Source organism: Paenibacillus sp. MMO-58, assembly GCF_037146255.1.
GTDB lineage: Bacteria > Bacillota > Bacilli > Paenibacillales > Paenibacillaceae > Pristimantibacillus.
The window spans coordinates 469,778-483,709 of the sequence record NZ_JBBCVY010000002.1; the positions used below are offsets into that span (position 1 = coordinate 469,778).

At 47.7% G+C, this 13,932-nt stretch carries 8 protein-coding genes; all 8 read right to left on the reverse strand.

Going from position 1 to position 13,932, the window contains the following annotated elements:
- Positions 1-158: 158 nt before the first annotated feature.
- Entirely contained in the window at positions 159-1,730 is a 1,572-nt protein-coding gene (locus tag WFJ73_RS07915; RefSeq protein ID WP_336772526.1) for a hypothetical protein, read from the reverse strand.
- Positions 1,731-1,742: 12 nt separating this feature from the next.
- The gene (locus WFJ73_RS07920; RefSeq protein ID WP_336772527.1) at positions 1,743-4,532 is read right to left on the reverse strand and encodes an alpha-L-rhamnosidase; all 2,790 of its coding nucleotides are present in this window, start codon (positions 4,530-4,532) and stop codon (positions 1,743-1,745) included.
- Between the two features lie 55 nt (positions 4,533-4,587).
- Positions 4,588-6,147, reverse strand: coding sequence for a glycoside hydrolase family 43 protein (locus WFJ73_RS07925; RefSeq protein WP_336772528.1), 1,560 nt, complete (start codon positions 6,145-6,147; stop codon positions 4,588-4,590).
- Positions 6,148-6,350: 203 nt separating this feature from the next.
- Positions 6,351-8,666: a glycoside hydrolase family 2 protein gene (locus WFJ73_RS07930; protein ID WP_336772529.1), complete on the reverse strand. Its 2,316-nt coding sequence runs from the start codon at positions 8,664-8,666 to the stop codon at positions 6,351-6,353.
- Positions 8,667-8,714: 48 nt separating this feature from the next.
- Positions 8,715-9,473 (reverse strand): SDR family oxidoreductase, encoded by a 759-nt coding sequence (locus WFJ73_RS07935; protein WP_336772530.1) that lies wholly within the window; start codon positions 9,471-9,473, stop codon positions 8,715-8,717.
- A gap of 12 nt (positions 9,474-9,485) precedes the next feature.
- Entirely contained in the window at positions 9,486-9,695 is a 210-nt protein-coding gene (locus WFJ73_RS07940; protein WP_336772531.1) for a hypothetical protein, read from the reverse strand.
- Between the two features lie 192 nt (positions 9,696-9,887).
- Complete coding sequence (locus tag WFJ73_RS07945) at positions 9,888-12,209, reverse strand: glycoside hydrolase family 2 protein (protein WP_336772532.1); 2,322 nt, start codon at positions 12,207-12,209, stop codon at positions 9,888-9,890.
- Positions 12,210-12,287: 78 nt separating this feature from the next.
- A complete protein-coding gene (locus WFJ73_RS07950) occupies positions 12,288-13,838 on the reverse strand; it encodes an ABC transporter substrate-binding protein (protein ID WP_336772533.1) in 1,551 nt (516 codons plus the stop codon).
- Positions 13,839-13,932: the final 94 nt, after the last annotated feature.

The window sequence follows — 13,932 nt, forward strand, 5'->3', positions numbered from 1 at the left end:
ATTATACAACCCGGAGCTCACTCCAAGTCAAGAGAAATAAAAAGTAAAGTAAAGCAAACATACGGGGTACAGCCCTAGCGATTATAAGAATCTTAGCTAGTAGTAACGAAAAGCCGCCGGTTTAATTAACCAGCGGCTTTTTAAGGCTATGTTGCACGTTATTCAAGCAGATCTGCGATGTTTAATGTGATTCCGTTATATGTGGCATATCCGTAGCTTTTAGGCTTGCCGTCTTCGTCTTTGTCAAACAACAGCATTGCAGGCTTTGGTCCTCCAAGCGCCGAGAAGGCTGCCCTAAACTTCATCTCTCCCTGATTGGAACCGGTCAGTTGAAGGTCGGATTCATAGCGTCCTCCAGCGGCAGCACTATAATTGACCTTCTCATATCCGTTGTAGAAATTCACGCCGTCATCGGAAAAGTTGACATACTGCGCTTTCGACATTCCCGAGTAACCAGAGACATTTTTGATAAAGTTCATGTATCCGGAGTGTTTCCCGGCAATTTTCCCTTCTACGTTCGGGTCAACTGAATCTAATACCGTTAAGTCTTTGATCCCATAAGGAATATGATCCGTTGTCGTTTCAAACGGTACAGAGGAGGCCGGCTCATAATCCAGCAATTTCGCTGTCTGGAGCCGCATCCGGGAACCATCGCTTCCCCTCATCATCTCCGGCCACATGACATGTTTCCCATCCGGATGCCAGGACATAGGCGAGCAATACACCCAATTCTCATCCGAAGTAAGCTGTACACCTTTATATCCTGGTTCGTTCATGGAACGATGAATGTCAATCAATACCGGACCAATGTTCCCATCTCTGAATTTACGTATTCCTGTTACCGCATACGTATATAGAAACCATGCCATCCCCATCCCGGTATAGATCCCATAAGGTCTAGGAACGAGTCCGAATATAGCCGGATCCGTATGTTTGGAGAACCTGGTACTCATGACGATTCCTAATCGTTCATCGGGAGAGAAGATGGTGGTCTCGTCATATCCAGGTGTATAGGTAATTTGCGTAAGATTATCGGAAGTCAATTCCTGCAATATGGAATCTGGCGTACAGTTATGTTTTCCCCCAACGACGGATATGGCGTTTCCTCCCCGCACAAACTGCTTCACTTCTCCCCCCCGTATAGGACAAGGAATAATAAAGCCAGGGTTATTCGGGTCTTGCTCAAAGGCATGCATATTGTTAATAAGCTGTACGTTTTCAATCGCGTAACAATCCGCTTTACGTTCCAGAACGCCTATAGCAACGGCAGCACCAAGATCCGAGCGGAGAATCGTCCAGCTTATATGTTTATTATCGGGTGCGATGATGACTTCAGACCAGTGATGGGTTGTGCGTTCATCTTCCTCGAGGATCGACGGATATGTGACAGGAACTATTTTCGTGCTTCTACAAGTATCAATATCGGGCGTACATTCAAGCACGTAATCTCCTAGCAGCACACGCGTATTATCTTGATAAGGCATATACCGAATCCCGTTGGCCTTAGCTTTTGTCGGAATTACGCCGGAGAAGATCGTGTTAAAATCCGTTCCATCATCATTGAGAACAGCTATGTTATAAAAATCGGCCGTATGGATATCGTTTTCCGTCTTATACGAAATCAGTACTTTCCCGGAGTAGGTGTAAGTTCCGCTCAATAATCTCACGAAATCCGGCAATGTAACGCTGCTTATCTCTACACTTTCAATTGAAGCATTTCTTTTTTCCACCTCAATCGCCTCCTAAATTGTAAAAGTATAGTCGCCGCTTCCAACCGTAAATACAATACGGCCCTCTTCATAGCGAGCATCCGGGAAATCGCCTTTTACTCTCTTCTGATCATCCAGGGTTCCGGGAAGCATAATTGTCGCTGTCGTATTCGCAGGCACCCCGAAACGGTAGGTTACCTGTTCGTTCGACTTCTCCCAACTGGATTGGATGTTGCCGTAAAGAGATGCATACGTTGCGGATGCGTTCGTCAGCGTTCCTCCAACAAGCGGTTTTAAAAGGAAATGTTTATAACCAGGTATCTCCCACACCGGACGTATACCGGCAATACCTGCGAAGAGGAAATCGCATACAGCCCCGTAAGAATAGTGGTTCAAGGAGCCCGATAATTCTCCGTTTGGCTTCATCCCTCTCCAGCTTTCCCATATTGTTGTTGCTCCTTTGGTTACGGCATACAGCCATGACGGGCAAGTATCCTGCTCCAGCAACCGGAATGCAATATCGGCATGCCCATTATCCGCAAGCGCATGGAGAATAAATGGCGTCGATAGGAAGCCCGTATTTAAATGATAATCCTGCTCGATAACCAGCTGCGCCAGCCGATCGGCGACCGCTTGTTTCTTACCTTCTTCTGCCAGACCAAATGCGAGCGTTCGGACATTTGGCGCCTGTCTGTCATCGAGAATAATCCCGTTTTCTTTAATGAAATATTTATTATAAACTCGTCTGATTTTCTCATAGCGTTCACGGTACTTTGCCTCTTCCTCCGTCTTCTCCAGCACCAAAGCCATCTCAGCCAATAGACGGGTGGAATAGGCATAATAGGCTGTCGCTACGTCCGGATGGCAGCCTTGGGACTTGCTCATCGCCGCAAACAGGTCGTTAAATTCCGTGTCGGCTTCGAGCCATTCGCCCCAATGGAACCTTGTATCCCAAATATAATCGGCGTCAAGCTCTCCATCCGTATAAGTCTGATAGGCTGGCGTTTCTTTGAACCGCTCGTTTGCATTTCTCGCGCAGGCAGCCATATAGTCTACCCATGCCTTCGCCGAATCGAACTGGTTCTCGAGAATGGCCTTGTCTCCATAGCAGAGATACATGGTCCACGGAATAATAACGGCAGAATCCCCCCAGCCCGAAGAACCGTCAAGCATACCGGCGGTTCCAGGCTTTGGCCTGCGCATAGCCATCATGGGGTTCGTGATTTCTTTAGATACCCGCTCCCATTCCTCTGTGCAATGATGTCCTAATACCGTAGGCACCGTACTTCCGACCGAACCGTCCTGGAATTGCTCTGCCGCTACATCAGCCATCCATTTCTCAAAGAAAGGATATACATTCATGAAATCCGCAGCCGTTCTGCTAAATACCTGCGCATCTCCCGTCCACGCCGCCCTCTCCCTGGTCGGGCAATCGGTTGGCACCTCCATGAAGTTGCCTTTCTGGCTCCACTTAGAGTTGGATGCAAGTTGATTAATCAATGGATTGGAGCAGGTGAAATCGCCGGTCTCTTCTAAATCGGAATAGACGGCAACAGCGGTAAAGTTCTCCGCCTGGATATCACCCGGATAGTTCTTCACCAGAACATAACGGAAACCAAAGATAGAAAACCGCGGATGGTAGCTCTCTACCCCGTTACCTGCCAGAATATAATGAACCTCTTGGAAATCCTCAATCGTTTCATGCTCCCCAAGATGCTTCAGCGTAAAATTACCGTCCCGGTCGAGCGCCTCCCCGTGGATCAACACCACTTTGGTTCCCGCTTCTCCTTGGACCTTCATATCAACCCAGCCGGCGATATTTTGCCCGAAATCCAACACCGTTTCTCCATTTGAAGTCTGCATGACGATCGGCGTAAATATCTCTTTCTTTCTTACTGGGACACTGCGGGTAGCGATCAGGTTGTCGAATCCATCATCGGTTATTTGAACATAATCCCAAGTAGAATCGTCATAGCCGGCTTGGTTCCAGCCATCCATGGCAACCCTGGCATCGAAGAGATCACCGGCTTTCATGTCCGATTTCAGCAGTGGACCGTGAGACGTCTTGAAAGAATCGTCGCTGCCGATGATCTCGCGTAATCCGTCCTCGTATTCCAACATGAGTTGGCCTAGAAAGGCCACCTTATATCCAAAATTGTTTTTCAGACTTGCCCCGCCGGTTGCTCCTCTCCACCAGCCGTCCCCAAGAATCACGCCAAGCGTATTGGCTCCTTCTTTCAAAAGAGGGGTCACATCGTATACTTGATACTGTAGCCGTTTATAGTAGGAGGTGAACCCGGGCGTAAACAGATGATCCGTTCCTTCGACGCCGTTCACGAAAAAACTGTACAGCCCTTTCGCCGTCAAGCAAGCTCTCGCCGAGACAAGCCCTTTCTTAACGCTGAATTCCTTCCGGATATACGCCGCAGGCTTATAGGCGTGAATGTCGACTTCTTTCTCCGGCTCAATCCACCGGGCGCTCCATTCGGAAAAATGAAGCAACCCGGTTTCGAAGTACGCCGGCTCGCTGAACGCCGACTCTTCCCCGAGATTGTTCCAGACCTTCACCCGCCAATAAACGCGCTCCATCGATTTCAATGCCGGACCTGCATAACGGATGACTTGCGATTCGCTCGTCTCTACTTTCCCGCTGTCCCACAGAATAGTAGCGAAGCTCGCTGCTGAAGAGGCTTGCACTTGATAGGCGGTTTGCATGACGTTGTTGCCATCGCACCGGAGCTTCCAGCCTAAACGCGGCTCCTTCGCGTCCAGACCCAACGGATTATTCAAATATTCGGTTCGCAACGATAATACTTCCAGCATGGATGTGACCTCCTAGGCTACGCTTTATAAAGAACACGACCAAATCAATGGTAACTCAGGCACGCGGCGTATATTGGAACCAGTCGAAAGCGGCCGGTGCCGTCGACGCTTTGCCGTTGCCTGTTGCGTACATTCCGAAGTACACGCCCGTGAAACCTCCGGCAACCTCGGTTGACAGCAGCGCACACTCGCCGGAACCAAACGGGATGCGCTCTCCATCCGGCGAGGCGTAGTAGAACGAATATTGCGATGGATCGGCTTCCAAGCCAAGGACAATGTCAGCGCCTTCATATTTCGCTTCCAGCTCCACTTTCCACAGCGACCCGATCCGCCTGCGAAGGATCACTTTGCGTTCTCCTTCCGCGCCGTAGACGAGCGCGATCTCGTAATGGAACCGATCGTTCATATAAACCGTCAGACCGGCCTCCTCGCCTTCTTGCTTTGGCGCGAAGGACAAGAAGGTTGCAACGCTGCAGCGAAAATGCTGCTGTCTCCTGCCGACAAACGCAGGAGATGCGGTATCGTTCAGCGTTACGGCTGAGCCGCGAAGCGTCAGTCGGCCCGGTTGCTCCGACAAGGACCAGTCCTCGTCCCGGGGATTGCGCAGGAAGTTCCATTCTGGCTGCATGCGTCCTGCGTCAAAATCATCTCTGTCCGCCCCAGGCGCTCCGTCATCTTCAAGCGGAAGCGTTCCTGCGTCCATCTTCTCCGCAGCCTTTCCTCCATCTCCGATGACTGGCCAGCCTTCAGGGGACCAGGAGACGGGAGCCAGGAACGTCTCGCGGCCAAGATGATGATGCCGTCCGCTGAACGGAACCGAAACCGGGCGAATTCCGAGGAACACGGCCCACCAGCTGCCATTCTCGAGCTGAACAAGATCCGCATGCCCTGTCGCCTGGATGGAGATGCCCGAGCTACGGTGCGTCAGAATGGGATTGGAAGGATTACTCTCGAATGGACCATACGGCGAGTCGCTGCGAGCTATTGTCACCATGTGGCCGTACTCCGTCCCGCCCTCCGCAATCATCAAATAATACTGGCCGTTAACCCGATACAAATGCGGACCTTCCGGCGCTTTGGCGCCTGTGCCTTGCCAGATCAGACGGCGTTCGGTCAGTAGCTTCCCGGTCTCTATCTCAATCTCCGCCTGATAGATTCCTTTCGGCTCGTCCCCGAAAAATCCGCCTGTGCCCGTAATATAGACGCGGCCGTCATCGTCGAAGGTCAACGAGGGGTCAATGCCCGGCCATTCCGGCCAGATCGGCTCGGACCACGGTCCCTCCGGATTTTCCGCCCACACATAAAAATTTCGGAACATCTTCACATTGGTTGTAATCATATAGAATCGGCCGTTATGGTACCGAAGGGTCGGAGCATAAATACCCACCGAGCTTCTGCACCCTTCCAGATCCAGTTGGCTCGGCCTTGTAAGTACATGTCCGAGCTGCTTCCAGTGCACGAGATCGCGGCTGTGAAAGATGGGCACGCCAGGGAAATATTCAAATGAGCTGGTGACCAAATAAAAATCCGAGCCGACTCTGCAGATGCTCGGGTCGGGATGAAAACCGGGAATGACCGGGTTCGAATATTGCTTGTTCGCTTCTGTCAATGTCATCTTCCTTCCGCCTCTGTTGCTTACTCTCATCATACGAATAATATTTATCGGTCACTAACAATCTCACGACTTATCGATGACGTTTTGCCGACTTTCAAGCGAGCCCTCCAATAAACCAAATAAAAATAGACCTGCTTGATATCAACCTAGCAGGTCTTCTATGATCGGTGCGATCATATAACTGGTCGCCCTCCAGTATATCCTTAGGATGACGAAGCCTTTTTTATCTTTGTAAGTTCTTTATTAAGTGCGTACAATAGCTTTTCATTGAAGTATTCCGGTGCCATATCCGCCAGAATATCAATCGTAAATCCTTGCGTCATGCCATACGTAGGTCTTTCCCGAAAGTCTTCTCCAAAATACTTATTCAGGACGGCCGCCGTTTCAATATGGTCAAAAAGCTCTTTAAACGTGCAGCGAGTGGAATACACATCGTCCGTAATCTGTAATTCCTCTATTTCCTCTGCTTGCAGCTCAGGTGCTTGGAACCAGTTATTGACTTCTTCGCCTTTGTCAGTTCCCGGGGCTTCATAGCTTGTATTAGGCCCATCCACTTTATTAATTCTAGCTGTATCAAGATATTGCTCATTATTTTCTACAGCCACTGCAAGTATTTCATTCATGCCTTCATCTAAGGACACGTTTTCGAAGACGAAGATTTTATTATCGCTTATTTCGGACTGGAATTTCTCGCCATTCACGTATAGCGTTACTTCCTTGCAGTTCGAATATACTTTCACATGAATGCTGTCCTCTGGCCGATCCACAAAGCGCTTGCCGGTAATATGGACAAATTTCTCTTCCGACCAGTGGGCTTTATACATATAGAAAGCGTCCTTCTTAATCCTTCGGTCATAAGTGACTAGACCTTTATTATTCCTTCCCTTCACTCCGCCTTCATCTCTTATATTGGCGCCAAAATCAAACATGTTCCATACATAAGTAGCCCAAAGGAAAGGTCTTTTCTCGAATATCTTCCACACAATTTCATGGTATAAAGCGTGGTACTCTTCGGTGTAGTCTTTTACCTTTGGAGCAGCGCTGTGATATTGTACGATCCCTTCGACGCCGTATTCGGAGATGCACAACGGCACATCGGGATTAATCGCATGAAACTTCTTCAGCCAAGGCTCGAAATCCTCAGCCTTGCCATGATACCAGCCGTAATACTTATTGTATCCGATCACATCCGTCATTCGGTTGTATTTATCTTCCTCTTTGACGAATAAAACATTCGCCATCGTCGTTAGTCTGGACGGGTCTTCCCTTTTCGTCAGTTCATTCAACTCTTTAACGAGCTTTCGGACCTCCGGCCGCTCTCCGCCGATTTGAATCTCATTTTGCAGCCCCCAGAATAGAATGGAAGGATGATTGAAATTCTGTTTGATCAATTCAAGCATCTGCTGCTTGGCATTGATCCCTTCCCATTCGTTCTGCGACATAACCGAAATGAAGGGAATCTCCGCCCAGACAACCATGCCTTCTTGGTCGCATAAATCATAAAAATATTGGCTGTGCTGGTAATGGGCCAGCCGAATCGAAGATGCGCCGATTTCCTTAATGAAGGCCATATCTTCGGCTTGCTCTTGTTCCGTAATGGCCCAACCTCTATCCTTCCTGTCCTGATGCCGCGAAACGCCCCGCAAAGGCAAATGCTCCCCATTCAAGAAGAAGCCTTTTTCGGGATCAACATGATAATATCTCACGCCAAAAGGTATCGATACTTCCTCGATCGTGTCATTAAAGGCCGTCATGGAAACGTTGGCTCTGTACATATAGGGTTTTTTTCTGCCATGCCAAAGATTTGGGCTGTCGATGACACAGGACATCTCTTCTGTTCTGGTTTCTGCCGCTGCCAGAATAATTTCCTTGGCGGCATAGGTTACAGTGCGTTGATCGGCATCGAGAATATCCGCCCAAAGTCTAATTTTTTTCTCCTCATGACTATCATTGACAAGCCTTGATTTAATTGTCAGTCGAGCTTGCTTCATGGATACTTCTTCCTGAACGATATATACGCCATTCGAACCGTAGTCCATTAAATCAAAATGAACGGGAGTCGTAACAATCAAATTCACGTCACGATAGATTCCGCCGTAGAAGGTAAAGTCTGCCTTCTGGGGATAAACGTCATCGACAACCGTATTGTCAACTTTAACCGCTAGTACATTATTCGTTTCATAGTTAATCTCGTCAGTAATGTCAAACCTGAAGGTCGAGTATCCGCCTTTGTGCTGACCCATATGCCGCCCATTGACGTATACATCCGTAATGCTGTTCGAACCGGCAAACTCAATAAATACTTTACTGCCCTCGCAAGAAGGCTCCACCGTAAACGTCTTTCTATACCAACAAGCGCCTTGATAATATTGATAGCCGTTTGCGCCATCGATTGCGTTCCATGTGTGGGGAATATTCACAACCGTCCATTGATTGTCATTAAAATGCTCACGCTTGGCATCTTCTATGTTCTGCCGAATAAATCGCCAACCGTCATTCATCCCGATACGCTTTTTCATTGTGCAGCTACTCTCCCCGTCTAGAATCCATGTATCATTGGAAACTTATTAATAAGCAGTCCAACCGGCATCTGCCGTAATTGTCGCGCCATTCACGAAGCTTGCGTCTTCGGATGCCAGAAATAGTGCGACCTTTGCAATATCTTCCGGTTTGCCTAAACCGGGATTGATGCCCATGCCAATTTGCGCGCGCTCTGCGCCGAATGGATTCAAGGACGTCATGGTTAAGGCGATATTCGTCGCAACCGCACCCGGCGCAATGGCGTTGCAGCGTATGCCGAGCTTGGCATATTGGAAGCCTACGTTCTTGGTGAACCCGACGACGGCGTGCTTCGAAGCGGTATAAGCGACGCCAGCCCGCGAACCGAACAAACCGCCGGCTGAAGCGATATTTACAATGACGCCTGACTTTTTCTCGATAAAAAGGGGAAGCACCTTGCGAGTCGTCCGCATCGGACCTGTCGTATTCACGGCGAACACTTTCTCCCAAAGCTCGTCCGTAATATCCCCGGCCGGTACAAAATTGTCCATAATTCCCGCGTTATTGACCAATATATCTACCGTCCCGAATTCTTGAACAGCGGTTTCGATCAACCTTTGAACATCTTCTTCCAAGGCGACATTGGATGCCACCGCGACGGCATTACCGCCGGCCGCTTTGATTCCTTCGACCACTTGGCCCGCATTCTCTACATTCAGATCCGAAACGACGACCTTCGCTCCTTCCGCAGCGAAGAGCTCCGCGATCGCTTTGCCCATACCTGACGCCGCCCCTGTGACAACCGCGACTTTTCCGGAAAGCTTCATCTTCCATACCCCCTATATGTTCTTGAGATCGGTAACGATAGCTGCTAACTGTTCCGACGATAAGCCTGCCTGGGGAAATCCCGCTAATTGAGTAAGCGAAAACCCGCTTGCCATTCCGAGCATCGGATTGGCAGAGAACCCGGGAATATGTTTATCCAGCACGGCTTTAGCCGCGTCGCTGGCTAACAATTCACCCAACGTGGAATTCTGATCGAATTTCATTTCTTATCCTCACCTCCTTTCACTGCTTTCTCAGCTTGCTTCTATCATATAAGCAACCCTATTGGCTCACTAACAATCTCACGACTTATCCATAACGTTTTACCGACTTCCTGTTTCGAGAGAAATAAGTGAGAGAAAATAAAAAACCAGGCCCAATATGGACCTGGTTTTCGCGCGCTTAATCAGAGAGTCTTATACGAAGTGCGCTCTGCTGATTTTAGTAAGTTCCTGATTCATCCGATACAGCAGCTTCTCTTTACGGTCATCATGAGAGAAGGAAGTCAGCGATTCCAAATTCATGGATAGTACCATTTCATTCATGGAGCCTTCGATTCTTTTAAGCAGCTTATCCAGATACTTCTCCACAATCGCTTTTGCTTCATCATTAGCCAACAGCTCACGAAGAACAACTTTTGTTGAATATACATCATCCGTGATTTCAATATCCTCTATGATGACATCATCCAAATCCGGGACGGAGAACCAATTGGAAACAGCTTCCCCTTTCCCTTTGTCAGGGGCTTCGTAGCTCAGATTTGGCTCTTTGACCTTATTAAAAATGGCGACATCGATAACAGCTGCTCCATCCTGATTCCCTACAGCCTTGATTTCATTCAAACTGCCGTTTAAAGGAACCTTTTCAAAAACGAATACGCGGTTATCGCTTGATTTCGTGGCGATTTCTATCCCGTTTGAGTAAAGCGTGACCGCTTCGCAATTCGAATATATCTTGACTGTAATCTCGTTGTCCGGGCGGTCGACAAACCGTTTGCTTGTAATATGGACAAACTTCTCATCCGACCAGTTAGCTTTATATAGATAAAAGGCATCTTTTTTAATTCTACGGTCGTAAGTCATTAACCCTTTATTGTTTCGCCCCTTTACCCCTCCTTCATCCCGGTTACTGGCGCCGAAATCAAACATATTCCATACATAGGTAGACCATAAATAAGGACGTTTGGAGAAAATGTCCCATACCTTCTCGTGATACAGCGCATGATATTCCTCCGTGTAATCTTTAACCTTTGGATCATTGCTATGATATTGTATAATTCCTTCCGCGCCGTATTCCGATATGCCAAGGCACACGTTAGGATTAAGCTTGTGAAACTCATCCAGCCACGTTGCAAAATCCTCGCATTTCCCGTTATACCAGCCAAAGTATCTATTGTATCCGACCGTATCCGTAATATAGTTATACTCGTCATCATCTTTCACGATATAGACGTTGGCCATCGTGGATAATCGGGTTGGGTCTTCTTTCTTTGTCAGTTCGTTTAACTCTTTGACCACTCTTCTAACTTCCGGCCGGTCTCCGCCGATTTGAATTTCATTTTGAATTCCCCAGAAAACAATAGACGGATGATTATAGTTCTGCCGAATTAATTCAATCATTTGCTGCTTGGCATTTATACCTTCTAGCTCGGTGCTGGACATCATCGTAATAAACGGAATTTCCGCCCACACAATCATCCCTTCACGGTCGCATAGCTCATAGAACAGCTGATCATGCTGGTAGTGCGCTAACCGAATCGAGTTAGCCCCCATTTCTTTAATAAGTGCCATATCTTCCTCTTGTTCAAGCCTGGTTATAGCCCAGCCCATTTCTTTGCGGTCCTGGTGCCTGGACACGCCATGCAAAGGAAGATGTTCTCCATTCAGAAAGAAGCCGTTCTCCGGATCAACATAATAATGTCGAACACCAAAAGGAATAGAGACTTCATCAATCGTGTCGTTGAACCATTCCAGAGATATCTTTGCTTCATAGCAGTAAGGATTTTTTCGTCCATTCCATAAGATTGGATTCTCGATCACTACCGGCACTTCGACTTCCTTCGTCTCACCGGCAGCTAAAATCTCTTCTTTCACTGTGTAAGCCACTTGTTCCCCATCTGCATTCTGAAGATCCGCCCATAATCTCACTTTTCTCTCTTCATCGCTATCGTTAGCAATCCTTGATTTAATAGTAAGCCGCGCCTCAGCTGCCGCAACTTCATCTTGCACGAGATAAATTCCTTTTGAGCCGTAATTCATCAAATCAAAGTGCACCGGATCGACAATAACCAAATTTACATCTCGATAAATACCGCCATAAAAGGTAAAATCGGCAGCCAGCGGATATACATCCTGAACTACGGTATTATCAACCTTAACGGCCAACGTATTTTTTTTGCCGAACTCGATCGCATCCGTTATATCGAACCGGAAGATGGAGTAGCCGCCTCTATGCTGACCGAAATGCCGGCCGTTCACATAAACATCCGTAACACTGTTTGAACCGTTGAATTCGATAAATATTTTTTTCCGCTCGTACCGGGATTCCATTGTAAACTTATGACGATACCAACAAGCCCCTTTGTAATAATCCACACCGGATGTGCCGTCAATCGCATTCCAAGTATGCGGCAGATTAACCGCTTCCCAATTTTCGTCCAGGTAGACTTTATTGCAGGCATTCGCCTCATCTTGCCTAATGAATTTCCATTCCATGTTTATAGGAATGACTTTTCTCATGATTCACTCGCCTCTCTGTATGAATGATTCTAAAGAAAAACCAGGTCCATAAACATGGAAGCCTGGTTTTCGTCTGTCTTACTTTTGGTTTGCTGCCGCCCATGCGTCAAGCTGCTTTTGCTTTTCTGCAATAACTTTATCGATACCCGCGGCTTTCAATTTGGCCTTGAACTCAGGCAGCTTGTCGGCCGGGTCGAAAGTTCCCGTCTCCAGCCCTTTTACATACTGATCCGTTACATTCTTCAGAGCCGTAATCTCATTCTTGACTGGTTCCGCATTAAAAGCGAAGCCAAGCGCTTTCGATTTAATGGCATTCTGATTGGCTTCCGCTGTCAATTTCCACATTTCCTGCTGATCAGACTTCATCAGATAAGCAATGGAAGGATTTGCGTACATCCAGCTTTGGAACGAATAACCGACCGTCTTCGCATCAATTCCTTCCGGATAATCAATCGTAGTGTCCGATACTTTCACGTAGTCTTTACCCTCAATGCCGTAAATGAATAAATTCGCAATATCCTTGTCCGTGTACATCAGATTCATAAACATCATCACTCGTTCAGGATTAGCGGAGTTGCTGGAGATGGTCCATAGTCCCCCTAGCGTGTCGGAGGTCGTAGCATAGATATTGGACATTAACGGCGCAAAGACAAGCTCTTTGCCGGTCGTGCGCATTTCCGATTCCAAGTTACCCGGCTTTAGACCGATAAAATAGGAAAATGCCTTGCCAGCTTTCAGAAGTTCTGAACCGCCCACTTGACTCGTAGCGGCATCCTTGTTGAAATATCCCGCTTTCGCCCAGCTGTGCATCTTGTTCAAATAATCCTCATATTCTTTCGTTTCGAACAAGTTTACGACTTTAAGATTGTTGTCAAATCCAGGCAATACCCCGTTGCGGTCCCCCAGCTTGTCATACCAAACATACTTATCGGACGGCACGGTTAAGCCGGCACCCAGCGGAACGATCGTCGGCTCGTTTTCCTTAACGGTCTTATAAACTTGATCCAGATCATCAATCGTCTTGATGGATGCTACATCAATCTTGTATTTATCAATCAAATCCTTGCGCATAAGCACCCCGGGAACCCCTGTCGTATAATCTTTGTATACGGGTGCCCCATAGATTTTTCCGTTAATCTTTGCGCTATTTAGATACTCGGGAGGTATCTGGCTTTTGATCCCCTCTCCGTATTGATCCAAAAGATCGTCAAGCGGAATGATTTTGCCTGCAGCCACATCAGGACTGTAACCTTGACCAAAGTCAAAGAACAGATCCAGCTTCTCTCGGCCGGAGGTCATCAAATTCATTTGCTGCCCCCATGCACCGATACTGATAGGAAGGATTTTTACCGTTGCATTAATTTTGGCCTTCGCAATTTTGCTGATCTCGTCTTGTACTGCCACCAAATCCTTCGGGACAGGACCAAAGACGGGAATCGCAATTGCGATTTCATACGAATCTTTCGTGGCACTGTTTTGGCTATTGTTTTCATTTGTGTTTGTGCTCGAAGCCGGCGCTCCGGAGTTCCCGTTGTTCCCTTCATTCTTCGTTGACGCGCATCCGGCCATCACACCTGTCAGCATCACGGTTGCTAGCGTTAAAGTGGCTAGTCTGGCTTTTTTATTCATCGTATTCCCCCCAAAAATATAATGAATTTACTTCTTCATCATATCGCTGTCCATTGTAGGCCGACTAGCACTCTACCGACGGCATAATAGCGTT

What these genes read in the sequence shown, in the direction of transcription:
- WFJ73_RS07920 (WP_336772527.1), bottom strand. Translation starts at nt 4,532, where the DNA reads ATGCTGGAAGTATTATCGTTGCGAACCGAATATTTGAATAATCCGTTG.
- WFJ73_RS07950 (WP_336772533.1), bottom strand. Translation starts at nt 13,838, where the DNA reads ATGAATAAAAAAGCCAGACTAGCCACTTTAACGCTAGCAACCGTGATG.
- WFJ73_RS07935 (WP_336772530.1), bottom strand. Translation starts at nt 9,473, where the DNA reads ATGAAGCTTTCCGGAAAAGTCGCGGTTGTCACAGGGGCGGCGTCAGGT.
- WFJ73_RS07930 (WP_336772529.1), bottom strand. Translation starts at nt 8,666, where the DNA reads ATGAAAAAGCGTATCGGGATGAATGACGGTTGGCGATTTATTCGGCAG.
- WFJ73_RS07925 (WP_336772528.1), bottom strand. Translation starts at nt 6,147, where the DNA reads ATGACATTGACAGAAGCGAACAAGCAATATTCGAACCCGGTCATTCCC.
- WFJ73_RS07940 (WP_336772531.1), bottom strand. Translation starts at nt 9,695, where the DNA reads ATGAAATTCGATCAGAATTCCACGTTGGGTGAATTGTTAGCCAGCGAC.
- WFJ73_RS07945 (WP_336772532.1), bottom strand. Translation starts at nt 12,209, where the DNA reads ATGAGAAAAGTCATTCCTATAAACATGGAATGGAAATTCATTAGGCAA.